General features: G+C 67.0%; 18 protein-coding genes and 1 tRNA gene. 10 read left to right on the top strand and 9 right to left on the bottom strand.

Annotated elements, in window-relative coordinates:
• Window positions 1–157: 157 nt before the first annotated feature.
• Window positions 158–1,012 carry a PSP1 domain-containing protein gene (locus AMA02S_RS34190; protein ID WP_439951621.1) on the top strand — a complete coding sequence of 285 codons (855 nt, stop codon included), beginning with the start codon at window positions 158–160 and terminating at the stop codon, window positions 1,010–1,012.
• 87 nt (window positions 1,013–1,099) lie between these two features.
• On the opposite strand, the gene AMA02S_RS34185 is transcribed toward AMA02S_RS34190, so the two are convergent.
• Entirely contained in the window at window positions 1,100–1,915 is an 816-nt protein-coding gene (locus AMA02S_RS34185) for an SAM-dependent methyltransferase (protein WP_067467102.1), read from the bottom strand.
• A gap of 751 nt (window positions 1,916–2,666) precedes the next feature.
• On the opposite strand from AMA02S_RS34185, the gene AMA02S_RS34180 reads away from it, so the two are divergent.
• Window positions 2,667–3,512, top strand: a complete 846-nt coding sequence (locus tag AMA02S_RS34180) for a GNAT family N-acetyltransferase (protein ID WP_067467099.1) — start codon at window positions 2,667–2,669, stop codon at window positions 3,510–3,512.
• A gap of 185 nt (window positions 3,513–3,697) precedes the next feature.
• On the opposite strand, the gene AMA02S_RS34175 is transcribed toward AMA02S_RS34180, so the two are convergent.
• Together AMA02S_RS34175 and AMA02S_RS34170 are read right to left on the bottom strand one after the other, a co-directional pair.
• On the bottom strand, window positions 3,698–4,435 hold the full coding sequence (locus tag AMA02S_RS34175) for a DUF427 domain-containing protein (protein WP_067467096.1): 738 nt from the start codon (window positions 4,433–4,435) through the stop codon (window positions 3,698–3,700).
• Window positions 4,436–4,742: 307 nt separating this feature from the next.
• Complete coding sequence (locus tag AMA02S_RS34170; RefSeq protein WP_067467092.1) at window positions 4,743–6,209, bottom strand: MDR family MFS transporter; 1,467 nt, start codon at window positions 6,207–6,209, stop codon at window positions 4,743–4,745.
• Between the two features lie 96 nt (window positions 6,210–6,305).
• On the opposite strand from AMA02S_RS34170, the gene AMA02S_RS34165 reads away from it, so the two are divergent.
• From AMA02S_RS34165 to AMA02S_RS34155, 3 genes are all read left to right on the top strand, one after another.
• Window positions 6,306–7,022 (top strand): TetR/AcrR family transcriptional regulator, encoded by a 717-nt coding sequence (locus AMA02S_RS34165; RefSeq protein WP_067467090.1) that lies wholly within the window; start codon window positions 6,306–6,308, stop codon window positions 7,020–7,022.
• Window positions 7,023–7,124: 102 nt separating this feature from the next.
• Complete coding sequence (locus tag AMA02S_RS34160) at window positions 7,125–8,597, top strand: alpha/beta hydrolase (protein ID WP_439951623.1); 1,473 nt, start codon at window positions 7,125–7,127, stop codon at window positions 8,595–8,597.
• 64 nt (window positions 8,598–8,661) lie between these two features.
• Window positions 8,662–8,737, top strand: a tRNA-Thr gene (locus AMA02S_RS34155).
• A gap of 160 nt (window positions 8,738–8,897) precedes the next feature.
• Here AMA02S_RS34155 and AMA02S_RS34150 read toward each other — a convergent pair.
• Window positions 8,898–10,223 (bottom strand): sensor histidine kinase, encoded by a 1,326-nt coding sequence (locus AMA02S_RS34150; RefSeq protein WP_067467084.1) that lies wholly within the window; start codon window positions 10,221–10,223, stop codon window positions 8,898–8,900.
• The gene (locus tag AMA02S_RS34145; protein ID WP_067467081.1) at window positions 10,220–10,876 is read right to left on the bottom strand and encodes a winged helix-turn-helix domain-containing protein; all 657 of its coding nucleotides are present in this window, start codon (window positions 10,874–10,876) and stop codon (window positions 10,220–10,222) included. The genes AMA02S_RS34150 and AMA02S_RS34145 overlap by 4 nt, the downstream gene beginning before the upstream one ends.
• A gap of 139 nt (window positions 10,877–11,015) precedes the next feature.
• Between AMA02S_RS34145 and AMA02S_RS34140 the strand changes: the two genes are divergently transcribed.
• On the top strand, window positions 11,016–12,188 hold the full coding sequence (locus AMA02S_RS34140) for a serine hydrolase domain-containing protein (RefSeq protein WP_067467078.1): 1,173 nt from the start codon (window positions 11,016–11,018) through the stop codon (window positions 12,186–12,188).
• A gap of 1,033 nt (window positions 12,189–13,221) precedes the next feature.
• On the opposite strand, the gene AMA02S_RS34135 is transcribed toward AMA02S_RS34140, so the two are convergent.
• Window positions 13,222–13,833, bottom strand: a complete 612-nt coding sequence (locus AMA02S_RS34135; RefSeq protein WP_067467075.1) for a dihydrofolate reductase family protein — start codon at window positions 13,831–13,833, stop codon at window positions 13,222–13,224.
• 323 nt (window positions 13,834–14,156) lie between these two features.
• Here AMA02S_RS34135 and AMA02S_RS34130 point away from each other — a divergent pair, with 323 nt between their 5' ends.
• Together AMA02S_RS34130 and AMA02S_RS34125 are read left to right on the top strand one after the other, a co-directional pair.
• On the top strand, window positions 14,157–15,500 hold the full coding sequence (locus AMA02S_RS34130; protein WP_067467072.1) for an MFS transporter: 1,344 nt from the start codon (window positions 14,157–14,159) through the stop codon (window positions 15,498–15,500).
• Window positions 15,501–15,673: 173 nt separating this feature from the next.
• Window positions 15,674–16,891 (top strand): hypothetical protein, encoded by a 1,218-nt coding sequence (locus AMA02S_RS34125; RefSeq protein WP_245667959.1) that lies wholly within the window; start codon window positions 15,674–15,676, stop codon window positions 16,889–16,891.
• A 609-nt stretch (window positions 16,892–17,500) separates the two neighbouring features.
• Here AMA02S_RS34125 and AMA02S_RS34120 read toward each other — a convergent pair.
• Window positions 17,501–17,893, bottom strand: coding sequence for a MarR family winged helix-turn-helix transcriptional regulator (locus AMA02S_RS34120; RefSeq protein WP_067467260.1), 393 nt, complete (start codon window positions 17,891–17,893; stop codon window positions 17,501–17,503).
• Between the two features lie 75 nt (window positions 17,894–17,968).
• On the opposite strand from AMA02S_RS34120, the gene AMA02S_RS34115 reads away from it, so the two are divergent.
• Window positions 17,969–19,444, top strand: a complete 1,476-nt coding sequence (locus tag AMA02S_RS34115; RefSeq protein ID WP_067467069.1) for an MFS transporter — start codon at window positions 17,969–17,971, stop codon at window positions 19,442–19,444.
• A 187-nt stretch (window positions 19,445–19,631) separates the two neighbouring features.
• On the opposite strand, the gene AMA02S_RS34110 is transcribed toward AMA02S_RS34115, so the two are convergent.
• Window positions 19,632–22,196, bottom strand: coding sequence for a VIT domain-containing protein (locus AMA02S_RS34110; RefSeq protein WP_067467066.1), 2,565 nt, complete (start codon window positions 22,194–22,196; stop codon window positions 19,632–19,634).
• Window positions 22,193–23,083 carry a MerR family transcriptional regulator gene (locus AMA02S_RS44435; RefSeq protein WP_245667948.1) on the bottom strand — a complete coding sequence of 297 codons (891 nt, stop codon included), beginning with the start codon at window positions 23,081–23,083 and terminating at the stop codon, window positions 22,193–22,195. The genes AMA02S_RS34110 and AMA02S_RS44435 overlap by 4 nt, the downstream gene beginning before the upstream one ends.
• Window positions 23,084–23,172: 89 nt before the next feature.
• Here AMA02S_RS44435 and AMA02S_RS40905 point away from each other — a divergent pair, with 89 nt between their 5' ends.
• Window positions 23,173–23,988, top strand: coding sequence for a nuclease-related domain-containing protein (locus tag AMA02S_RS40905; RefSeq protein WP_084265896.1), 816 nt, complete (start codon window positions 23,173–23,175; stop codon window positions 23,986–23,988).
• Window position 23,989: the final 1 nt, after the last annotated feature.

The raw sequence follows: 23,989 nt of genomic DNA, 5'->3' as shown, positions 1-23,989 counted from the left end.
GCCCAGCGGATCACCCGCCGGATTGCCGTCCGGCGGATTGCGTGCCGGATCACCGAACTGGATCACCGGAGCAGATCGCCAGGGACCGCCGGGCGGATGACGCCCTAGAGTGGTCCCCACGGAATCGGGTGAACGGAGCGAAACCGTGGGCATGGTGATGGCAGTCAGTTTCACCCGGTATGGCCGCCTGTACTATCTCGACCCCGGCCCGCACACCCCGAAGGTGGGTGACAAGGTCCTCGTCCCGACCGACTCGGGCCCCGAGGTCGCCGAGTGCGTCTGGGCGCCGCAGTGGGTCTCCGACGACATCGGCGGCCTCCCCGAATGCGCCGGACCCGCCGCCGACGAGCACCTCGCCCGCGACGAGACCAACCGCCGCCGCCGCGCCGAGGGCCGCTCCATCGCCAAACGCCTGATCCGCAAGCACGATCTCCCCATGAAGGTGATCGGCGTCGACTACCTCGACAACGACAACATCTTCAAGATCTACTTCTCTGCCCCGCACCGCGTCGACTTCCGTGCCCTCGTCCGCGACCTGGCCCGCGGCATCAAGGCCCGCGTCGAGCTCCGCCAGGTCGGTCCCCGCGACGAGGCCCGCCTGCAAGGCGGCATCGGTCCCTGCGGCCGCGACCTGTGCTGTGCCACCTTCCTCAAGGACTTCGAGCCCGTCTCCGTCCGCATGGCCAAGGAGCAGGACCTCCCCGTCAACCCGCTGCGCATCGCCGGTGCCTGTGGCCGCCTCATGTGCTGCCTGAAATACGAGCACCCGCTCTACATGGAGTTCAAGGAGAGCGCGCCACGTCTGGGTTCGCGGGTCAGTACGCCGGAGGGCGAGGGGCAGGTCATCGGCTACAACGTCCCAGGCGACCGCGTCACTGTGAAGGTCGGGTCGCGGCGCTGCTCCTGCCCGTCCGCCTCTGTCTGCTCACCCCGCAGACAACACGACGCGGCGTACGGCACGCCCCAGACGCCCCAGACGGACGACGCTCAGGCCGGCGACGTCCCAGACTGACGGCGCGCATGCTGGCGATGCTCGAACTGACGGCGCTCAGGCTGGTGGTGCTCGAACTACAACGCCGTCCTGCATGGTCCCTAGCGGTCAGGGCTTGCGAGCCACTCCGCAGAGCGCGTCGACCTCCCCGGCCTCGCCGAACGCGTTCGGTTCCGGACGCCAGCGGGACAGGCTGACGATGCCGGGTTCGATGAGTTCCAACCCGTCGAAGAAGCGTGCGATCTCGTCCGGGCTGCGCAGGTGGTACGGGATCGCGCCGCCCTCGTTGTAGTCCTCCTGCGCCTCGTCGAGGGCCTCGCCGGTGACAAGGTTCACGCCGTCCCAGATGGACAGGAAGCTGCCCGAGGGCAATTCCCGCACCAGGCGTTCGACGATCTTGTGCGGCTGCCGCTCGTCGGGGATGTGTCCGAGGATTCCCATCAGCATCAGCGCGATCGGCTTGTTGAAGTCGAGCGTGTCTTCGGCCTGCTTGACGATTGCGGCGGGATCGCACAGATCCGCGTCGACGTAAGAGGTACGCCCCTCGCGCGTGCTCGTGAGGAGTGCACGGGCATGCGTCAGGACGAGCGGGTCGTTGTCGACGTAGACGATCCGCGCGTCGGGCGCGACACGCTGCGCGACCTCGTGCGTGTTGTCCACGGTGGGAAGCCCGGTGCCGATGTCGAGGAACTGCCGGACGCCCTCCTCCCGCGCGAGGTGCTGGACGACTCGCGTCAGCAGGTGCCGGGAATGGCGTGCGATCTCGACGATGCTGGGAAACGTCGCGATGAAGTGGTCGCCGGCGGCACGGTCGGCGGGGTAGTTGTCCTTTCCGCCGAGCCAGTAGTTCCAGACCCGCGCCGAGTGCGGAACGGATGTGTTGAGATCCGGTGACTCGGTGTTACCTTGCGGGTCGTGTGTCATGGAGAACTCCCGTCCATGGCGAAGTGAGGCGATCCTTATCTTGTCCGGAAACGAGCGGCTGCGCGAGCCGATCCGCGCAGAACGGCCCGTCCTGGCCGCTGAGCAGAAACGGGAACGCCCTCCGTTTTATCGCCGCCGTCCTGTCGCGCACCGAGACCAGCCAGGCCACGGCGCGGCGACTCGCATGGGGATGACCGTTGCGATACCAAGGCCACCGCAGCGCACCCGGTGCCGAGGGTCCAAGCGATGCGGGCCTGAGCGGTGGACCCGCCATTCTTGACGGTGACCTCCTCCGACATCAATCCGGCCTTGGCGAGCTGCGTGGGCCGCAGTTCCTGGTTGATGCAGAAACCGGGCTCGAACCCCACGAACCGGATTATGTGCCGGTAGCCCTCAAAGGACCGTCGGAAGAACCGAGTTCGCGCACTTCGTGGTCACTCGACTACAGAACAGATTGCCGACCGGCTCGACCTCGCGGGCAGACAATCCGGCTCCTCCTTTCGGCGCCAGCCCGACTCGCCGAAATGGTCGTGCCCCTCTGAAGAGAGGATCGCCCAAGGTTCGCGCGAACCAGGGAGGCGCCGGCCGGGCCTTCCCGCCCCTCCCCCCTCCCGCCCTCCCGCTCTTCTGATCCTGTCGATCAGAGCAATCCCACTCCCTTCTGTTCCATCACCACGCGGCCGGGTTGGTGCCCGGACGAACGGCAATCTAGGGTCCGATAGGGCGGCGGCCGACACGAGGGGATGCCTGGATGGACAAGACGGTACGGCGGCTCGGACTCAACGACGTGCCGGCCTGCCAGAGTCTCGCCATTAGCCGCGGTTGGGGAGCCGAAGACCGCAAATGGCAACTGCTGTTCGCGGTGGGCGAGGTCTATGGCCTCGACGCCCCAGATGGGGACGGTCTCATCGGAACAACCGTGTCCACCTCGTACGGAGAGGACGTTGCCGCCATCAGCATGGTCCTGACCGCGCAACGCTATGAACGCCAGGGCATCGCCGGGAAGCTCATGCGCCACGCGATGGAACACGCGGGCACGGCCAGTCTCTGCCTCACCGCCACGGAGTACGGCCGTCCACTATATGAGCGTCTGGGATTTCGCTCGGTAGGACGCTGCACGACTTACAAGGGCACCCCTGTGGGTTACAGGGGTACCCCCGTGGGCCCGGATGGGGGAGACGTCTCCGCGTCAGCCGCCCCTAGCGACATCCCAGACGTAATCGGTCTCGACACCGAAGCCTTCGGTGCCCCACGTACGACCCTTATGGACAAGATGGTCTCGTTCTCTGACGAGTTCCGCGTCATCCGGGACGAGACTGGCTTGGTGGGCTTCGGAGGCCGATGGCGGAGTGGCGACCAGACCATGATGGGTCCTATCACCGCGCGGGACGAGAGGACGGCCATGACGCTGATCAAGGAGCTGGCCGTCCCGGAACTTCTGCAGATGGACATCGACCACAGGCATCCGGAAGTCATCGACTGGGCCGAGAAGCAGGGCCTCCGCGCCGCGTCCAGCACCGTGATCATGGAATACGGTGCTCCCATCGCGAACGACCCCGCACGTCTCTTCCTGCCGGTCGCTCAGGTGCTGGGCTGACTGACCCGCCGCCGGACTCCACACCGAAGGCGCGATCGGCCGCTCCGCGCGTATTCAAGCGCAGCAAACACCCGCAGCCGAACAAGGACAGCACGCCATCGCAGGAAGTCCCCGCCGATCCTGCACTGCTCTCGGCAGGGCAACCGCAGCGCTGCCCCTTCGAGCGAGCCCGTGAAGCGCTCGGCTCAGAATTTCGTCTTGGGCCGCTCCTGCAACACACCGTCCAGGTAGATGTCCACTTTCTCGTTGTAGAAGCAGACGAGACCGATCACCCTGCGGCTCTCGTCGAGCGGCCCCGGATACGACCACGCCAGATCTTTGTGGACCTTGCCACCCGCTCGCACCGCCCAGTACTCGGCATCCCCCTTGTAGGGACAGCGCGTGATGGTGTCAGTGTGCTCCAGCAGGTCCATGCGGACGTGCGTCTTCGGCAGGTAGTAGCGCACCGGCAGGCCCGTCTCGAACAGCAGCCGGGGGCTGGACGACTCCGCCACCGTCACCCCGTCCACCTCCACGCGCACGTGTCGCGAGCTGGGCAGGACGTCAACGCGCGTGTACGGGCTGCGCGGATGGACGAAGACCTCCTCGTCCTCCTCGAACCAGGCGTCCATCGCGCCCCATTCGAGCCGGACGAGGTCACGTAGCTCCTCCACCGGCGAATCGACCTGACGTAGCGCGGCACCGGGCGCCTGCGCACCATCCACCTTCACGGTGTAGAGGGTGCCGCCGTCACGCCCCGGCCCGTCCTCCACGAGTTCGGCCCGCACATCGTCCACCGGCAGATAGTAGGTCGGGTAGTAGGAGTTCTCCCAGACGAGGGACGGTGCCGTGGTGTCGGCCACCAGCTTGCCGCCGAGGTACGCCCTGACCCGCCGGACACCAGGCTCGATCCGGCCGCGCAATTCCACATGTCCTATGCCCATGACCGAGCCAACAGCCCGTCCCCCGCCCCTATTTCACGAACCCGCCCAAGAGCCGCCCACCGCCGAGGCTCGGAAATCCACCACCGTCACGCCGCGCGAAGTAGCCGGCTCACCCGGCCACGCAAACACGGCGGGCGGGTGAATGCGGCACGCCAAGAACGGCCAGGCCGCATGCACTAAAACCTTGCCTAACCGACCCGGGCTCCCGACCACGTAGCGGCACACAGATCTGCGACAGGTTCGGTCCACGCACATGTACACCCGATCGGGACGTCGCTGAGCAAGGTCTGTGGACGAGGGTGCGCGCCTACGAGGCGGCGGACATTCGCTTGCGGGGGACGGCAAGGACGGGGATGAGCGCGGCGAGCAGGATTGCGGTCGTCCACCAGAAGGTCTCGGTGAAGGCGTTCGTCAGCAATGCCGGCGAGTGCGTGGCTGCTTCGTTCAGACTGCCGCTCGACCCGGGAATCTCGTCCCGGATCGCGATCTGGAGGATGACGGCCGATACGGCTGTGCCGAACGAACTGCCGATGCGGACCAGGATGTTCGCGCCGGTCGTCGCGGCCGGAATCGCGACATGGGGGAGGCCCTGGTAACTCATCGCCATGAGAGACGGGGCGATCATGCCGTGTCCGAGCCCCACGACGAACATCGCCGTCATGATCACGATGCGTCCGGTCGAGGGATCGAGAGTGGTGAGGACGAGCGTCCCGGCGAGGACGACGACCAGCCCGGTCGCGGCTATCCAGCGCCCACCGAATCTGTCGGAGAGGCGACCGGAGACCAGCATCGTGATCATCGCGCCGACCCCCATCGGGGCCAGCAACCAGCCGGCGTCCAGCGCCGACTCGTCTCGGACGACTCGCGCGAACAGCGGAATGAGGATCATCACCCCGAACACCGCCCCGCTGTAGAGGAAGAACCCGCCTGTCGCGCTGGTGAAGGCCCGCGTACTCAGCCGCCGGACGTCGATGAGCGCGCCCTCGCCTTTGCGTGCCGCGTGGACGACGAATCCGGCCACCAGGACGCCGCCGGAGATGACACTTCCGAGGAAACGTCCGCCGGTCAGGCTCGCCCCGTTACCGGCCTCCGACAACCCGTACACCAGGGCGGCCAGGCCGGGCGAGAGGAACAGGATGCCGAGCAGATCCAGCCGGGCGCCGGCGTCGCGCTCGGTGTCGCGTGGCAGCATCCGAATCGCAGCCAGCAGCGCGAACGCACAGAACGGGATGTTGACGTAGAACATCCAGCGCCAGCTCAGATGATCGACGATCACGCCCCCGAGCAGCGGGCCGAGCACCGGGGCGAGCATCGCGGGGACCGAGACGATGCTCATCACCCGCCCCATCCGGTCGGGGCCCGCCTCCCGGACGAGCATGGTCTGCCCGATCGGCATCAGCATCCCGCCGCCGAGCCCCTGCAGAACGCGGAACGCGATCAGCGAGGGCACCGACCACGCCAGTCCGCACAGCAGCGAACCGCTGATGAACAGCCCGAGCGAGACGAGCCACATCGTCCTCGCGCCGAACCGCCGCACCGACCACCCCGTCAACGGGATCGCCATGGACAGCGCCAGCGTGTAGCCGGTCACGACCCACTGGATGGTCGCCAGCGAGGTCGTGAAGTCCTCGCCGAGCGCGCTGATCGCGACATTGACGATGGTGCTGTCGAGGACGGTCATGATCGCTCCGAGCACGACCACGATCGCGAGATTGCGCAGACGCGGGTCGATCCCCGCCCTTACCTGGGGAGATGAGGTCGTCGTGGTGTCCATCGCGCTTCCCTCCGTACACCGTATCGACATCACCGTACACCGTATCGCTCAATCCGTACAGCGTATCGATACGCCGTATCACGTACGATCTTTCCCGTGGCAGGTACTCCCAGGCGCCCCCGTGAGCGGCCCGGCGACGTATGGACGCGTCCCCGCGGCGGACGCCGTCCGAAGCTGACCCGGGAGGCGATCGTCGAGACGGCGGTCAAGGTCGCGGACGCGGAGGGCCTGGCCGCGGTCTCCATCCGCCGCATCGCCGCTGAGCTGGGAGTTCGGGCGATGAGCCTCTACACCCACATCGACGCCAAGGAAGAACTCTTCGATCTCATGTACGACGAGGTGGCGGAGGAGGTGCTGATCGAGGGTGACATGCCGGACGATTGGCGCGAGGCGCTCCTGGAGATAGCCCGCAGGGAACGCGAGGCCGGTCTGAAACACCCCTGGATGTTCGAACTCGCCGGCCGTGCCCCCCGTGTCGGACCGAACGGCCTGAGGCACGCCGAACAGTCCCTGGCCGCCGCCGCACGCCTCACCGACGACCCGAAGGCGATGCTGGCGATCATCACCACCGTGGACCACTACATGCTCGGCTTCATCCTTCGCGAGCAGCGCATACGTGAGCTGGGCGAGAACGGGCTACAGCAGGCCCAGAGCAGTCTGCTGGAGCAGAGCTACGTTCAGACCCTCATGGACAGCGGCGAGCTTCCCAACCTCAAGCCCGTGTTCGAGGCCGGCATCTTCGGACAGGAAGACTTCGACCGTGGCCTCCAGTGGCTTCTGGACGGCATCGGACTCGAATACGGAGAGAAGTAGCCTCGGACCATCATGCCGACGTAGCGTAGGCGTCGGCATACGGGGCGCTACGACGAGACGGGGACCAGAGTGCGGGCAGCGAGGCTCATCAGCGTGGCCACAGTGCTAGCGTTGGCAGCGACCGGTTGCAACGCGAGCGGGCAGAAGGAGGCCGTCTCCTCAACGGGCACCCCCACGGGGCTCGACCTGGTCTACAGCCAGCAACTGTCGTGGAAGGGCTGCGGCGGCGGCTTCCAGTGTGCGACGGCTCAGGTCCCTCTGGACTACGCAAAGCCGTCCGGTGAAAAGCTGGGCATCTCCCTCATCAAGCTCCCTGCACAGGACAAGTCCAACCGGATCGGCTCTCTCTTCACCAATCCCGGCGGTCCCGGCGGTTCTGGTGTCGACTTCATCCGCCAGGCGGCCGGCAGCTTCGGACCCGATCTGCGCAAACGCTTCGACATCGTCGGCTTCGATCCCCGGGGTGTCGGCAAGAGCGGTCCTGTCCGCTGCAACACCGGCTCCCAACTGGACCAGTTCTTCGCCACAGACTCCTCCCCGGATGACCGGCAGGAGACAGACGCCCTCGCCGCCGCCAGCAAGAACTTCGCCCAGAACTGCCAGGCCAAGGCCGCCGCCGAACTGCCGTACGTCGGCACCACCAATGCCGCCCACGACCTCGACGTACTGCGCGCCACCGTCGGCGACAAGCAGCTCACCTATTACGGCGCCTCCTACGGCACCTACCTTGGCGCCTTCTACGCCGAGCAGTTCCCGTCCAACGTCCGCGCGCTTGTCCTGGACGGTGCCGTCGATCCCACAGCCTCGTCCACCGGCCTCCTGATCGAGCAGGCCAAGGGCTTCGAGACGGCCTTCCGCGCCTTCGCCGACGACTGCGTCAAGAAGCCGAACTGCCCCCTCGGCACCTCCACCGACGCCGCCCTTGCCAAGATCACCGATTTCCTGAACCAGACCGACAAGAAGCCCCTCGCCAACACCCGCGACAAGCGACAGGTCACCGAGTCCCTAGCCGTCATGGGCATCGCCACGGCCCTCTACCTCAAGGAGTACTGGCCCGTCCTACGCCAGGCCCTCGCCCAGGCCATACAGAAGTCGGACGGCACGCTCCTCTTGACGCTCGCCGACCAGATGGTCGAACGCAAGCCAGACGGCTCCTACAGCAACCAGACCGACGCCAACATGGCCGTCAACTGCGTCGACAAGCCCAACCCGTCCTCCGCCAAGGAGTACGGCAAGGCGGCCGACGAAGCCACGAAGGTCGCCCCCCGGTTCGGCCCCTTCGTCGTCTGGGGCGGCCTTCCCTGCGTCTACTGGCCCGTCCAGACGAAGAAGCAGCCCGCCCCAATCACCGCCAAGGGCGCCAAGCCCATCGTCGTCATCGGTACCCTCCGCGACCCCGCCACCCCGTATAAGTGGGCACAGAGCCTCGCCTCCCAGCTCTCCAGCGGCGTCCTCCTCACCCTCGACGGCGACGGTCACACCGCCTACCTTCAGGGCAACCCCTGCATCACCCAGGCCACCGACAGGTACCTGGTCACCACCGAGCCGCCCAAGGCCGGGACGGTCTGCCGCTGATTAACCGGTGCGCACCCACACCCAACACCCGGTAGACTGCTTCCCGCTGTGCCTCGCGCAGCAAGCCGCCTTAGCTCAGTCGGCAGAGCGATTCACTCGTAATGAATAGGTCATCGGTTCGATTCCGATAGGCGGCTCCAGCTCATAGCCCTCCTTGCGATCTTCGCAAGGAGGGCTATTGCTAACAGGCTTGCTAACAGCGGCCCCGAGGCCTCACTCATGACCCGCGCGAACACGTCAGGCGCAGTCACCCCGGCCGACCGGATCACATGCGCGTAGACCCGCAGTGTGATCGCCGGGTCAGTTGTCTCGTCGTGTCGGTCGCCATCGTTTGCGTTCGTCCGGGTTCCGCGTCGGTAGAGCCAGGACGAAGACGGCGCCTTCCTGGGCGCTTGAGGTGACCGAGAGGGTGCCGCCGTGGGTGTGCGCGATCCATCGGGCGATACTCAGTCCCAGCCCGGACGAGCCCGACCCGCTCTGGAAGCGGGTGAAGATCGTGGCGGCGATGTTCGGGTGGATCCCGGGCCCCTGGTCGGCGACCGTGACCCGGCCGTCGGCGACGGTCACTGTGACATGGGCGAGTTCACCGGGGGCGTGCCCGTACCGCAGCGCGTTGTCGATCAGGTTGCCCACTGCCCGCCGCAACAGTTCCGGGTCGCCGGCGACCACGCTCGGCTGTAGATCGGCGACCGGTCGCTTCTCTTCGGTGTGCTCCTCCAGCACGCTTTCGACCAGCTGGTCGAGACGGAGCGGCTGCGGGAAGATCTGCTCGACTCCGGACGCGAGCCGGGCCCGGGTGAGGAGCCCGTCGATGAGGGCGCTCATTCGTTCCGCCAGCCGTATGGTGCGGGGGAACAGTTCCGCTCGCTGGGTCGGGTCCGCCTCCGCCGTTTCGGCGAGCACGCGCAGCGCGGCGACGGGGGAGCGCAGGTCATGCGCCGCATCGGCCAGCAGAGTCTCCTGCTGCTCCAGCGCCGTGACGACGGGACGCATCGCTGGACGGGCAAGGGTGTGGCCGGCCAGTCCGGCGAGGGCGAGCAGGGCCGCACAGCCCAGGCTGGTCAGGAGGATCACCTGCCGGTGGGCCGCTTCGACGCGTCCCGTCTCGGCCATGGCGATGACCGCTCCGCCCCAGGTCTCGGTGTCCTCGTTCCAGATCAGCTCCATGGAGATGCGAAGCCGTTCACCGTCGGCTGTACGGATCGTCCGTGGACGCGAGTATTCGGCGTGGTGTCGCATGGCCTCGGCGGCTTCGCCGTTCAGTTGGTTGGCCACTGCGGCACGGTCGAGGGAGACGCACTTACGCTGGCTCCAGTGCGCGGGGAATGCCGGAGCTGAGCCCGGCACCACCACGAAGCCTGGGCAGTCGGTGTGCAGATCGTCGGCTTTGATGTCGTCGAAGGCGATCCTGCCGCGGTGGAAATACGCGAGGCGGGTCTCGGCAACGCTGACACGACTCAGTTCGTCGTCGAGCTTTTGACGGCGGGACGCTCCGTCGGACCACACGATCGTGACCGCGAGAATCGCCAGTGCCGGGACGAACATGGTCGTGAAGAGGAGGGTGAGCCGCCATCGCAGCCGCCGTAGCCGGCCGCTGGCGGTGTGGAGGATCGCCGCGCGGCTCATGCCAGCCGGTATCCCGTGCCGCGCACGGTCACGATCGGTTGCGGGTCGCCGAGCTTGCGGCGCAGGTTGGCGATCACCACGTCGACGACGTTGGACATGGGCTCGGCCATCTCGTCCCAGCAGTGTTCGATGAGGACGCCGCGGCCGACGACGCTTCCCTCACGGATCATGAGTTGTTCGAGCACGGCGAATTCTTTGCTGGTCAGTGTCAGCAACACCCCGGCACGCCGGGCCTGACAGCGTGCAGTGTCCAGCTCGATGTCGGCGTGACGCAGGACCGGCGGCCGGGCGACCTGTCCACGACGGCACAGATTACGGACCCGGGCGATGAGCTCGGCGAGTGCGAACGGTTTGACCAGATAGTCGTCCCCGCCGTGTTCGAAGCCGGCCACCCGGTCGGCGGTGGAGTCGCGTGCGGTCAAGAACAGGACCGCCGAGGTCCACCCGATGCCGCGGCGCTGCCGTACGTAGTTCAGCGCGTCCCCGGTCGGGAGGATCCGGTCGAACACGACACAGTCGTAGTCGTTGACCGTCAGCGCCTCATCGGCCTCGGGGAGATCGGCGGCGGTGTCCACGGCGAGCCCCGCGGCGCGGAGCGCGGCTTCGACGCCGTATCGGAGGTCCTCGTCGTCCTCCACGATGAGTACACGCATCGCGGTAACGTATTCGCGCCGGTCAACGGGCGGCAACCTCGGTGTGCGCGTGCTGAGCCGCATCCGGGCGGGCAGTCCGGGGTGTGCGGAAGCCGTCACTTCATCAAAGCCTCATGTTGCCTCTCTTATCGTCCGTCGCATGAACGGTCACATCGTCAAGACGGCCGCAGGGGCGTCGCTCCTTGCGATCGGCCTCGCGGTCGCGACGGTCAGCGTGGTGGGTGCAAGGGACTCCAATCCTGAGGGGTCTCGTCCGACCGGTTGCGAGCGGGTTGGGGACGGCAGCTTCTACGAAGACAACCCGGTCTACCGCGATCCGGTACTGACCGAGTGGCCAAAAGCCAGTCCGAGAATTCAGGGTCTGGATTCTGCCCGTCTCAATCGGGGCGCCGAGCAGGTCGCACGGAAGGACTCCGCGCTCAGCCTCCTGGTCGTTCGCCGGGGCAAGTTGGTGATGGAACGCTATTTCCACGGTGCTGGGCCCCAGGGCTCAGCCAACGTGCACTCCTCTTCGAAGAGCATCCTGCGCATCCTTGCGGGAATCGCCATCGATGCCGGCTACAAAGTGGGCGGACGCCCGCTTTCCCTCGACACCCGCGTTGCCGAAGTGCTGCCAGAGTATTTCGTTGGCAACGAGCCGGGCAAGCGGGATATCAAATTGCGCGACCTGGTGGAGATGTCGGCAGGCCTCGACTGGCGCGAGGATGAGACCGAGGAACAGATCCAAACCAAGGACGACTGGACGGCCGCCATCCTTGGGCGCAGGTTGGGGTCCCGGCAGCCGGGGGAAAGTTTCCTCTACAATACGGGACTAACACATCTGCTGGCGGTTGTGCTCACCAGGGTCACCGGCGAGAGCCTGTGGGATTTTGCCCAAGATCACCTTTTCGGGCCGCTGGGAATTTCGCCCGAACATTGGGGGCGAGATCCTCAAGGGATCTGTTCTGGTGGCTACAACCTGTATCTCACCCCGCGCGAACTGGCACGATTCGGGGAGTTGCTCCTCCGCAAAGGCGTGTGGAACGGCCGGCGGATCGTCTCGGCATCGACGATCGCGGACGCGCGGCGGAAGATCTGGCGGGATCCGGGCGAGGGCAACTGGTACGGGCAACTGTTCCGCGTCAACACGATCAAGGGCGTCGAGGTGTTCTACGCGGAAGGGCACGGTGGCCAGTTCGTCTACCTGCTCCCTGACGAGGACATCGCGCTCGTGCTGACAGCCGCTACGGCAGCACCGTACGGGGACGACTACTACGACGCCCAGGCCTATGTCGAGAAGTACCTCATACCCGCGATCACGGATCGGATATGAGAATGACGGCGTAGCCGCGCCCTGGGCTCGCGGCCATCGAGCGGAAAAGCAACTTCGATCTCGTCGCTGGAACGACTCGCTGGCGCTATCCGTTCCTCTCGGTGCCCATCCGCGGTTGCGAACATCGGGTCTCGGCCCTCAAGTGCTCCGCGGGTGGCTGTCACGTTGGGTGAGGGCGAAGTTGCCCGCAATGGCCCCGTTTCCCGGGTGACGGGCCGCCGCGAGACCCAGCTTGTGACAACCTGGCTATAAAGAGCGGTCCTGAAGCCACCGCCGAGCGGTCAGAGGTAAGACTCCCGTACGGCGACAGATGTGTGTCCGACTACGCGTGCGCGATGTGGTCCGGGCAAAACCGGTGACCAAGTTAGCCCCCGCGCCTGCGTGCTCCCTCGTCGGCTTCCAGATGACCACCGGCCGGCTGGTTGTACTGGCCAACCCGGCCTCGGTGCCGTTCTATGAGCGCAGGATGGGATAACACCGGCAGAGCATCGTCTTCACCAAGCGGCTTCGCTGAGCTTGACCCTCTGATCCCTGAGCCCGGTATTCCAGCCCAGGCACGGCGGCGAGTTCGTCGTCGGCGGCCCGGAGGCCTACGGCGAACCCCACGCCGAGACCGTCCCGGCAACCGACCGTTGCGGCACCGCCGTCGCCGCCGGCTGGGACCGGCTCCTCCCCGCCTGACCCGCGGGGAAGCCTGGACCGGCTTCCCCGCCGAGCTCCCCATCATCGAGGGGACCGGCAGCCGCCTGCCGGTCGACCACTTACCGTCAGGCGGCGACGTCCCGGGTCAGCGCGGTTTCGGAACCTCCGCACGAAGTGCCCCCTGCCCACCAGTGCACCCAAACCGGACAGACTCGGCCCCGGTCGGCCTCCCGGCTCCCGCCCACCACAAGAAGGGCACGAAAGCTCGCCGCAGAACCGGAGAAATCACCCTCGGTCACTGCCCGACTGATACCCGGCTGCCTGGACCGCGTAGATCTAGGGTTAATGTCAGGCTCGGAGGTTGTGTTCTCCGGTCTTGAGGAAACCTCGCCTACTTCTCGGAAAGGTGGGTCTTGGCGTCGTCATAGGTCGCGTCGGCGGGCGGGTCGGCGGGACCATAGAAGAGGCTGAGCACACCTGTCTCGAAGGTCTCGGACGAGATCAGCTTCAGCGGGAGCGGGGTCTCGTCCTCGTCGAACAGGCGCATCCCCTTGCGGACAGCGATCGGGTGCACCAGCAGGTGCAACTCGTCGATCAGTCCGGCGGCCAGGAGCGCCCGGACGACCGAGATAGAGCCGGACATGCCGATGACACCGTCGCCCGGCTCGTTCTTCAGGGCGGTGACCTCCTGGACGAGATCGCCCTTGAGCCGCTCGGAGTTCCGCCAGGTGAACTCCAGTTGCTGGTTGGACACCACGATCTTCCGAGCATCGCCGAGGCGCTTGGCGAAGTGGGCGTCCTCCCCGCCCGCCGCCTCCCGGTCGGGCCAGGCCCCCGCGAAGCTGTCGTAGGTCTTACGCCCCAGCAGCAGCGTGTCCGCCACCCCCAGGGTGGCGTCGACCGCGGCCCCCATCTCGTCGTTGAAGTAGGGGAAGTGCCACTGGTCAGGCGCCTCGACCACGCCGTCGAGTGAGATGAACAGCCCGGCGATGATCTTCCTCATGGTGTGTCTCCTCGCATGTCGTCGCTACAGCCTGCCTCCTTTAGACCACACAAGCAGCCTGAACTCATCGGCGACCCGGCAGAAGGGGATCAATTGCCCGGCCCGGCTTCTGGACGCCCCGTTCGCCGGGCGGCGCAGCGCCTGGGCGGCACATCCGGCCGGATGTGCGAGTCTGGAAAGCTCTGTTGATGAAGTCAACTAAGTGTCGCTACAGCAATGCATGACGGTAGATCAAGTGCGCGCTGGGTGTTGACAATGACAACAGACGTGTTTGAGACTGCTGGCTCATCAGCCGTGCCCCTCCACAGATCCAGGAGCGCAGCGTGACCCCGCCCTCGCCGCGTAATGCCCGCCCCGCCTCCGGAACCGTCGACAGGACCTCCCGCGACGCTCTGTACCGGAAGATCGCCTTTCGCGTCATGCCCTTGCTGCTGCTGTGCTACGTGGTCAGCTTCATCGATCGCACCAACATCGGCATCGCGCAGGTCAGGATGGAGAAGGACCTCGGATTCAGTGCCCAGGTGTACGGGCTGGCCGTTGGGTTGTTCTTCGTCGGCTTCATCCTGTTCGAGGTGCCGAGCAACATGCTCCTGGCCCGCATCGGCGCCCGCAAGACGCTGCTGCGCATCATGGTGACCTGGGGCGTGGTCACCATCGTGACCTCGCTGGCGACCTCTCCGGTGCTGTTCTGCGGAGCCCGGTTCCTCCTCGGTGTCGCGGAGGCGGGCTTCTTCCCGGGCGCGCTGTTCTACCTCGCGCAGTGGTTCCCCTCGGCCCGCCGGACCAGGATGACCGGCCTGTTCTTCCTCGGCGTCCCGCTGTCGGGAATCATCGGCCCGCCGCTGTCGGGCTGGATCATGCACAGCTTCGGCGGCGTCCTCGGCCTGCACGACTGGCAGTGGCTGTTCGTCCTGGAGGGCATTCCGCCGGTGCTGCTGGGGCTGGCGGTGTTCTTCCTGTTCCCGGACCGGCCCGCGGACGCGGGTTGGCTTTCGGCGGAGGAGAAGCGCGTCGTCATGGACGATCTCGCCGCAGATCAGAAGCACAAGGGCGGTGCCGAGCGGCACGGGAGCATGCTGCACGCGCTGCGCGACCCGCGCGTGTACGTGCTGGGCCTGGTCTCCTGCGGCGCGTACACGCTCGCCAACGCGGTCTCCTTCTGGACTCCCATGATCATCGATACGTCTGGCGTCGGTGACGTCCTCGACATCGGGTTGCTCGCGGCGATCCCGCCGACGCTGGGCATGGCGGTCATGCTGATCGTCGGTCGGCACTCCGACCGGACACTGGAACGCCGGTGGCACGCCGCCGGCGCGGAGTTCATCGCCGCCTGCTGCCTGATCGCGCTCTCCTTCGCCGCCGCGAACCCGTATCTGGTGATCGTGCTGCTCGCGATGATGACCGCGGCGCACTACTGCGGGCTGACGGTCTTCTACTCCATCCCGTCGATCTATCTGTCCGGGCCGGCGGCGGCCAGCGGGATCGCCTTGGTGACCACGATGGGTTCCTTCGCCGCGGCCACCAGCCCGGCGATGCTCGGCTGGATCAAGACCACGACCGGGAGCCTCGACCTCGGACTCCAGATCAGCGCCGTCGTGGTCACCCTCGGGGGCCTGCTCCTGCTCGTCGGGATCCCGGCCCGGGCGCTGCGCGAACGTCCTTCATGAACCAACGCCAGGGCGACAGGACGTCACTTTGAGTCGCGCTCGATGAGGTCCGTCGCACGTCCGGAGATCATCCACGCTTCTGATCCGTCCGCTTGCGCCCGAGCCATCCGCCCTGCGCCGCTCCCAACTTTCGGGTGATGGGCGGGCGCAGCTTTGGCTGATTTGGCTCTGTGATGAGGGTCATGTCGGCAGTTAAGGTTCGGATGAACCTGATCTTGGAGTGGCCCGTGGAACAGCAGGGAGTCGACATGGTGCGGGACGAGGCGGAGACAGTCCTGCGGGCGTGGCATGCGTACGAGATTCGCCGCGGATGCTCCCCGGTGATCGACTTTGATTGTCACCCTGTGGATACGGATGTCGAACCGGCGGAAAGCAGGCTCGATGTCCATCGGCGGCTGAGCGAATTGAGAGATCGCGCCGATGAAGGCGTGGCCGAGCGCCTGGACGCGGACATCGCCTACCTCGGCTCACTGCTCGGTGAGCGGAGGCCGCTGACCGAGTACGTCCAGGTCACGCAAGGATGCGGGGCCGCCGGTTGGTCGGCGGAGTACGTTCTCGAGCGCGGGGAACAAGCCCGGGAGGCCCTGGCGGCGCTGGGTGTCGGCTGGGGTCCCGGCACCGGCGACGAACTGAACGAGGTCGAGGGACCGCTCGGCCTGGACGAGGCGCCGGACGCCATCCGCAAGGCGAGCGATCAACTTGAGGCCGCCGTCCGCGAGGCCACGGGCAGCGTCGCACCATTCGAGCTGGACATCGAGACCGCTCATGTGGACGCGTACTGGGCGTACTGGTTGGACGGTGCGGGGCATCGGGTGCGGTTGCGGTTGAATTTGCGGAACGCGGTCTTCACCGAGGTCGGTGCGAGACGTTTTGCGCTGCATGAGGTTCTGGGGCACGGCCTCCAAAGTTCCAGCTGGACCGAGGCGGCGAAGGTCCCCGCGCCATGGATCCGGCTGATGTCCGTTCATGCCTTGCAGCAGGTGCTCCTGGAAGGGCTGGCCCAGGCGTTGCCGCTCTTCGTCACCCCGGACGACGAGGCGCTGATCGCCCGAATACGGCTCGACCACTTCATCCAGCTCGTGCGCGCCGAACTGCACCTCGGTCTGGAGGACGGACTCCCGATCCGGGAACTGGCCGCCCATGCTCGCAGCCGCATTCCCTGGTGGAGCGACGCCGTGATCGCCGACACCCTGACCGATCGGGGTGATCCTCAGCTGCGGACCTACCTGTGGTCCTACCCGGCCGGTATCGACTGGTTCGTCCACCTCGCCGATGCCGACCCGGAAACACGTCGCAAGGTGCTCCACGCGGCGTACTCGAAGCCGCTGACGCCTGCCGACCTCGTCTCTCTCTGGCCGGACGGGCCTCAGATTGGCGGCCCGGGTCGCTGAGCGGATTCCCTCGTCTCCTCGGTGGTACGAACCGGGCCCGGCTTTGGGCTTGTCGACAGCTGACTGCTTGCTGACGGCTCGAATGTGTTCCGATAGGAGGCCGTGTTCGGTGTTGCTTGCTGAGTCCGTGTCCCTCTCCTTGCTCTGACCGCGCATGTCAGGAAGGTTTGTTCATCGGCAAGGTCACTTTGCGATGTGCGTTGTTGGTGGCAGTGCCGGGAAAACTCCTCTTCGGGTCCTACCGTCCAGGCTGCGCTTGGGCTCAGAGTAGTGCTCAGGTGGGGCACGCCTTGGCCTAGGACCGCAAGCTCGCTGGAGTGCTTAGGTCCGTCCGCGCCGGGGTGAGTTGGGGGCGTGCGGAGAGCGGTCGATGGGGTGAAGGCCGGAAGTACTTTGGGTGCGCGACGTCCGTGAGCTGACCGGCCTTGGGTCTGCTGCCCGCCGGATCAGCTACCCCGGAGATGCGCGGATGGATCCGGTGCGTCTATGACGCATAGTCGGGAGGTGGATACCTCCAGGTGTCCTGGCGGGTCACGCTGTCGGCAAGTCCCGGCGGGGAGTGCGAGCCGTCGCGCGGTGGGGAGTCGGAGAACGCCCCGCCTGATGGGGTCAGGCGACCGCTTGCGGGACGGGCGAAAGGTGCTTGGCGAGGATGTCCAGGTGCGTCTTGCTGGCCTGGGCGTGACACCGGCGGCCGGCCTCGGTGACCTCCACGAAGACGCCGCGTCGGTCCGACTCGCAGAGGCCGCGCTGGACGAGGCCGTTCTTCTCCAAGCGGGCCACCGTGCGGGAGAGGGCGCTCTGGCTGAGGTACATGGCCGCCGCTAGCTCCTGCATGCGGCGCTTCTCACAGTCGGACTCGACAAGCCGGTCGAGCGCCTCGAACTCGCTCATGGTCAGGCCATGGGCATCGTGCAGCGTGCGATCGAGATCGCACGCGATGGTGTTGTAGCAGGTCAGCAGCGACCGCCACCGGCCGACCAGAGCAGCGTTCGACTCCATGCCGCGCATCTTAGCATGCGCGCGCATCAGATGCACTCGCATTAAATTCTGAGGAATCTAGTGCGTAGACATTTGATGCATGTGCATGTACTGTCCTTCGACGTGACTATCACTGACACCTCACCTGCCTCCGCTGTCCGCGCGCCGGCAACCGGCGCGCCGGCCGAACAGACCTGGACTCCCCGGCTGTGGGGGGTCCTCGCGGTGCTCTGCGCCGTCCTGTTCCTCGACGGACTCGATGTCTCCATGGTGGGCGTCGCGCTGCCCTCGATCGGAGCCGAGCTCGGCCTGTCGACGACCTCGCTTCAGTGGATCGTGAACGGTTACGTGCTGGGTTACGGCGGGTTGCTTCTGTTGGGCGGTCGTACCGCCGACCTGCTCGGACGTCGCCGGGTCTTCCTCGCCGCGCTGGCCGTGTTCGCCGTCGCGTCGCTTGTGGGTGGCCTGGTCAATGACGGCACGCTTCTCATCGTCACCCGTTTTGTGAAGGGCCTCGCGGCCGCGTTCACCGCGCCGACCGCCCTGTCCATCCTGACCACCAGCTTCCATGAGGGGCCCGCGCGCAACAGGGCGCTGTCGGTCTTCTCGGTTTTCGGCGCCAGTGGCTACTCGTCCGGGCTGATCCTCGGCGGGCTGCTGACGAGCTTCGGGTGGCGTTGGACGTTCCTGACCCCCGTACCGCTCGCACTGATCGCGCTTGTCGCCGGTATCGCCCTCATCCCGCGTGACAAGCCGGCGGCGGAGGGTGGGCATGACCTCGTCGGCGCTATCACCCTCACCGGAGGGATGCTCCTCGCCGTCTACACCGTTGTCTCCGCACCGGATCGGGGCTGGCTCGACCCGGTCACACTCGGCTCGGTCGCGCTGGCGGCGGCCCTGCTGATCGGCTTCGTCATCACCGAGAACAAGGTGCGCCACCCTCTGATCCGCCTCGGCATCCTGCGGATCGGCACGATCGTCCGCGCCAACCTGAGCATCGTCGCGCTCTTCGGCTCGTACCTGAGCTTCCAGTTCATGATGACCCTCTACCTGCAGGACGTCCTCCACTGGTCGCCGTTGAAGATGGCCATGGCGCTGCTGCCCGCCGGACTGCTCGTGGCCTTCGGATCCCCGTTCGTCGGTCGCCTCATCGACCGGTACGGGACGGCGCCGCTGATCTTCAGCTCGATGCTGTCGCTCAGCCTCGGCTACGTGTGGTTCCTCGCGACCGCCGGTGACACGCCCCACTACGCGTTCACCGTCCTGCCCACGATGCTCTTGCTGGGCGGCGGGTTCGCGTTCGGATTCAGTTCGATCATGGCCCAGGCCACCGACGGCATCGACGACTCGGAGCAGGGCCTGGCCTCCGGTCTCGTCCAGACGTCGGGCCAGGTCGGTGCCGCCCTGGTGCTGGCCGTGGTGACCGCGCTGGTCGCCGGGGGGGCGCACGGCGGGGGTGGTGACTTCGGGGAGTTCCACCCGGGTGTCAACCTCGTCAGCGGCGTCGCGGTCGTGGGTCTGGTGCTGAACCTGATCCCGCTGCTCCGCCGCACCCGTTCGGCTCTCGTCTGATCGAATACCGGCAGTCACGGGGGCGCCTTCCAGCCGGGAAGGCGCCCCCGGCGTATGCCCACTTCTACCTCTTCTCTTCCCGCTGTTCGGCGGTGGTCGGGCCAGTCTGGGCACGGTTCGCTCTGGGGTCCTGTTGGTCTGCGCGAGGGATCGGCTTGTGAATCGCGGGCCCCGTAGTCATGACCTGCTACTTGCGGCGTTTCCAGAAGGGGCGGCGGGTGGACTGTTTGGTGAGGTCAGCAAGGGTCTGGAGTGCACGGGTCCATAGTTCGTTCACCCGTGGCCGATCGGACATGGCATCGAGTAGGCGGAGATCGTCACGGAGGGCCGTGAGAGCTGTGGTGTTCGGCCGACCGGCCTCCATCCGTTGGATCAGCGAGTCAAGGAGCGGGAGGAGCTCTGTCACCAGGTGGTCGAGTCGCTGGTCGTGAGCGTCGGGAATGCCGTGGAGCCGATCCAGCTCTGCGGAAAGCTCCTGGAGGAACGGGGTGCGAGCTCGGCTTGCGGACTCCGGCGCCCGTTTCCTCGCGGGAGTGTCGGTCGCGGGCGGCTCGTGTGAGTGTCCTCCTTCCGGCGTCGTCGACGCGGAGGTCTCCGGTACGGCCGCATCGTGCGTGGAAGCGTCGTGGCTGGATGCGTTGTGCATGGTGGTTTGCGGGGCTGGTGCCGGCGGGTTGGGCAACGCCTGTGGAGGCATCCCGTAAGCGCCCGCAGTTGAGCGGGCCGAGCCTCGGCGAGGGGGGCTGCTGGGGGGCTTGGAAGAGCCGCCGGCCGGTGGGGGACTACCCGGCGCTGGTGCACCGTAGGCCATGGCGGGTGGCGGGACAGGTGCGTCCATCGGAGCCATGAACGCCGCGTGCACGACCCGAGGGGCCGGCGGGGCGCTCCATCCGTCGGGCATCTCCACCGGCTGGACTGCCTGGTGGAGCGTGCCGCTCTCCGTTGCCACCCGGCTGTCGACGGCTACGAAGGCGGTGAAGCGGCACAGGACGCCGAATCTGAGAGACGTCTCCACGATGCGGCGTTCGAGATCATCAGAGCCATCGACCGTGTAGTGATCTTCCAGATCGCGCAGGTGTGCGCGGGCCCAGATCGACACGGCGGCGCGGTCGCTGGAGGTGACACCGGTGGCATGGTGTTCCCAGCTCGTGTCGTCGGCTGCGGTGCCCTGGACGGACACCGCACCAGAGGGCGCGCCCCTGAACCGGCCTGCGATCACTAGGGGAACGCCGGGGAAGAGCGCTCCCAGGCGCCGCGGGGTGACTGAATCAGGGACGACCTCCAGGCCGGTGGGGCGCAAGGTGAGGCCGGTGGCGATCGGTGCGCCGATCTGATGGTGAATGCGCTCCATCGCCTCGTCGAGGCGGTCTTCGGATTCGACGAGCTGGCAGACGCCCTGACCGATGGTGGCGAGCCGGTTCAGGAAGCCTGCGTTCACCGCTCTGTCGATACCGACCGTATGGACGCGGACGCCGTGCAGGCGTGGCTCCAAGCGGGCGAGGATCTGGTCTTCGTTTCCGATCTGGCCGTCGGTGATGAGGACGAGGACCCGGTCGCGGGTGGAGTCGGCGAGAAGGGTACAGGCCTCGTCGAGCGGGGCGAGCATCTCCGTGCCGCCGCGCGCGCTCAGCGTCGCCAGGTGCTCGACGGCGCGGAACCGGTTGCGGTCGGTACCGTCCGCCAGCCCGGAGGTCAGGTCGCCAGGACGCTCGATGACAGTGTCGAACGACAGGACGGCGAATCCGTCCTCGTTGCGGAGGGTGTCGATGATCCGGGCGGCGGCCCGGCGGGCCGCGACCATCTTCCAGCCCTGCATGCTGCCGGACCGGTCGAGGATGAGCACCACGTCGCGCGGCCTCGGCCGGGATTCACCGGACGGCAGGACGGTCAGGGTGAACGTTCCCTCCTCACCGGACTCGTCCGCGATCAGCGACAGGGACGCGCTCTCGCGCGCCGCGTAGCCGAGACGCAGGATGAAGTCGCGGTTCAGGCGCTCCCCCGGCTGGACTCGCAGGCGGGTGCGCTGGCCGTCACTCTCCTCTGTGATCACGTGCAGCGCGGAACGGATCTCGGTGAGGGGCAGGCCGGACGGATCGACGTCGGCGGTGATGGCCAACCGGACGGGATTGGGGAAGCCGGGCAGGAGGACGGGTGGGCTGATCCGTGAGGCGTCGGGCACCGCGTCGGTGTCGTCCGCCACTCCGCTGCCCGCGCGCTCGTCCTCCAGGGGTGTTCCGGGGATGTAGCGGGGGGCTACGACCAGCGGGAAGCGGAACGTCGCGGTGGAGCCCGACTCGTTGTTCTCATAGGACAGGGGCTGGTTGAGCGTGAGCCGGATCGTCACCCGCTCGCCCGGCAGGATGTTGCCCACCCGCATGGTGAAGACATCCGGACGGTCTTCTTCGGCGATAGCCGCCCGCTGGCCCGCCGCTATGGCGGCGTCGTAGTCCTGCCGGGCCTGTCCGCGCTCCTTCAATGTTCCCTCGACCACACGGTCTGCTGCTTCCATGCGCAGTGCCGTGACGGCGGCGCGGTCGGGAAGGGGGAAGACGTAGGTCGCTTCCAGCGGCATGTCGAAGGGGTTGCGGAATCCCTGGACGACGTCGATGCCGGCGGCCAGCCCTGTGATCGAGGCGTGGACATCGACAGAGTCGAGCGGCAGGTTGCCTTTGTCGGTGGTCAGCGCACCGAGGCCGCGATCCGGGGTCGGAGGCGTCGCGGTTTCGGGCAACGGCAGGATGCGCACGGTCACTGTGGCCTCCGGGGAGGATCGACGGGCAGGGGCACGGGCTCTTCAGGGGATGGCTGTGGGGGGAGTGGCGTTTCGGGGGGCGCCTCTGTGGGAGATGGCTCCGCGCGAGATGGCTCTGGGCTTGGTGAGACGAGACCCCGCCGGCGCAGCTCGTCGAGCAAGGGCCGGGCGGCGGCTTGGATTGCGGCGACGTCGTCGCCGCTCAGTGCGGGGACGTCCAGAAGTAGCGTCAGGCCAGGCGTCAGCCGGACACCTTGGACGACCCCCGGCGGGGAGGTTCCGTAGTCGACGGACGCGGCGGCGCGCCCATAGGAGACATCAGGACGGACGCTCCAGAAACGTGCTCGGCCGCGCGCATCCGGGCTTGAGCCTCCTGAACTACCTGCGAGGTCTCCTGCTTCTGCCGTGCCTGGAGTCTGTCCACGGGCGGCATCCGGTGCTTCGTTGACGTTGATCGTCGAACTCTGGGCGGGTTCGGCGGAGGGAAGCAGTGGTCCGGCAGGGCCGCTCTCGGAGACGTGGGAACCGTCCGCGGCGACTGGGTGTCGAGGCTCTTCCGGGACGCCGGCATCGGCGGGAAGGGCAGCGATCTGTTCGAGTCTCGCGTCGGTGGCGGCGGCCAGCTCCAGCTGGATCTCGGCGATCGTGCGACCCATGGCCTGGCGTCGCTTCACCGCGACGAGCTGAAGGAGGTGACGCGAACCGTAGAGCGCGGTGCGGCCGCGGCGCCCCAGCGGCGGGTCGACGAGGCCGATCGTGGTGTACCACCGGATGAGCCGTTCGTTGGGCATGTCCCGCACCCGGCCGCTGACCTGCGCGGACTCGCTCGCGGCGAGTGCCGCGGCGGCGCGGTCCGCCAGTTCGCTGATCGTCCAGGTGCCGTCCATGAAGCCATGGTGACACTGTCACGATGACAGTGTCAAATTTGAGATGTCTTGTTCGCGGCGAAAAGCAGCAAAGACGCCGAAGGTCTTGAATGAGCCGGTGGCCTGACGGACGCTTGTGCCTCCGGAAGCGGCTTCGGGGCGGGCGGAAGGGCGTTCACGTGCGAAGCAGCGGTGTCGGCGTGTCCCGTGCCGGAGCCTCGGCGCTGTTCCGGTATCGCAAGCTGGCTGCCGAGCACCGTTGGGAACGCCGCGCAGTGCGGGGAGTACTGGCGTGCAGCGCCGGTGTGGTCGCCGCGGGGGTGAGCGTCTGGTGGGCGGGGCCCGCTGTCGCCCTCCTGGTCTTTCTCGGGCATGCGGTGTTCATGCGGATTCGGCCTGGGCCTACGACGAACTGGCGTCGGGGTGCGAGGGCTGAACGTCGTACTGGGCGGCGACTGGCCAGGCTGGATCCAGCGGGGTATCACGTCTTGCACGATCGGGCACTGCCGGGGAGTTCGGCCAACCTTGATCACCTTGTGATCGGGCTGACGGGTGTCTACGCGGTTGCCAGCAGACGGTTTCGATGGGGGGCGCTGCTGCGTGTGGAGGATTCACGGCTGCGGGCGGGAACGCGGTCCGTCGATGACGTCATGCGCGCCGCCAAAGGTGCGGCCAGCGCGGTCGCCGAACTGCTCGCTGGGGAGTTGGACGGCAAGGTGCAAGTCCAGCCGGTGGTCGTCGTGCATGGGGCGAGGGTGAGGCGGGACGGCTTCCGGCAGAGCGGGGTGTTCTTCTGCCGAGCGCGGGCGGTGCCGCGTGCCCTTGCCGGACGGCCAGTGATCCTTACCAGTGCGCAGGTCACCACGATCGCCGCGGCCGCTGAACGGTTGCTGCGTCCGATGATGGAAATGCTGATCGTGGAGTGAG

The organism is Actinomadura macra NBRC 14102, from assembly GCF_001552215.1.
GTDB classification, from domain to species: Bacteria; Actinomycetota; Actinomycetes; order Streptosporangiales; family Streptosporangiaceae; genus Spirillospora; species Spirillospora macra.
This window is presented reverse-complemented; position numbering and strand designations above follow the sequence as displayed.

Bases quoted from the DNA above. Each gene is read 5' to 3' on its own strand.
- AMA02S_RS34180 (WP_067467099.1), top strand. From the start codon at position 2,667: ATGGACAAGACGGTACGGCGGCTCGGACTCAACGACGTGCCGGCCTGC.
- AMA02S_RS34175 (WP_067467096.1), bottom strand. From the start codon at position 4,435: ATGGGCATAGGACATGTGGAATTGCGCGGCCGGATCGAGCCTGGTGTC.
- AMA02S_RS34170 (WP_067467092.1), bottom strand. From the start codon at position 6,209: ATGGACACCACGACGACCTCATCTCCCCAGGTAAGGGCGGGGATCGAC.
- AMA02S_RS34185 (WP_067467102.1), bottom strand. From the start codon at position 1,915: ATGACACACGACCCGCAAGGTAACACCGAGTCACCGGATCTCAACACA.
- AMA02S_RS34115 (WP_067467069.1), top strand. From the start codon at position 17,969: ATGCATGTGCATGTACTGTCCTTCGACGTGACTATCACTGACACCTCA.
- AMA02S_RS34120 (WP_067467260.1), bottom strand. From the start codon at position 17,893: ATGGAGTCGAACGCTGCTCTGGTCGGCCGGTGGCGGTCGCTGCTGACC.
- AMA02S_RS40905 (WP_084265896.1), top strand. From the start codon at position 23,173: ATGAGCCGGTGGCCTGACGGACGCTTGTGCCTCCGGAAGCGGCTTCGG.
- AMA02S_RS34190 (WP_439951621.1), top strand. From the start codon at position 158: ATGGCAGTCAGTTTCACCCGGTATGGCCGCCTGTACTATCTCGACCCC.
- AMA02S_RS34150 (WP_067467084.1), bottom strand. From the start codon at position 10,223: ATGAGCCGCGCGGCGATCCTCCACACCGCCAGCGGCCGGCTACGGCGG.
- AMA02S_RS34145 (WP_067467081.1), bottom strand. From the start codon at position 10,876: ATGCGTGTACTCATCGTGGAGGACGACGAGGACCTCCGATACGGCGTC.
- AMA02S_RS34140 (WP_067467078.1), top strand. From the start codon at position 11,016: ATGAACGGTCACATCGTCAAGACGGCCGCAGGGGCGTCGCTCCTTGCG.
- AMA02S_RS34135 (WP_067467075.1), bottom strand. From the start codon at position 13,833: ATGAGGAAGATCATCGCCGGGCTGTTCATCTCACTCGACGGCGTGGTC.
- AMA02S_RS44435 (WP_245667948.1), bottom strand. From the start codon at position 23,083: ATGGACGGCACCTGGACGATCAGCGAACTGGCGGACCGCGCCGCCGCG.
- AMA02S_RS34125 (WP_245667959.1), top strand. From the start codon at position 15,674: ATGAGGGTCATGTCGGCAGTTAAGGTTCGGATGAACCTGATCTTGGAG.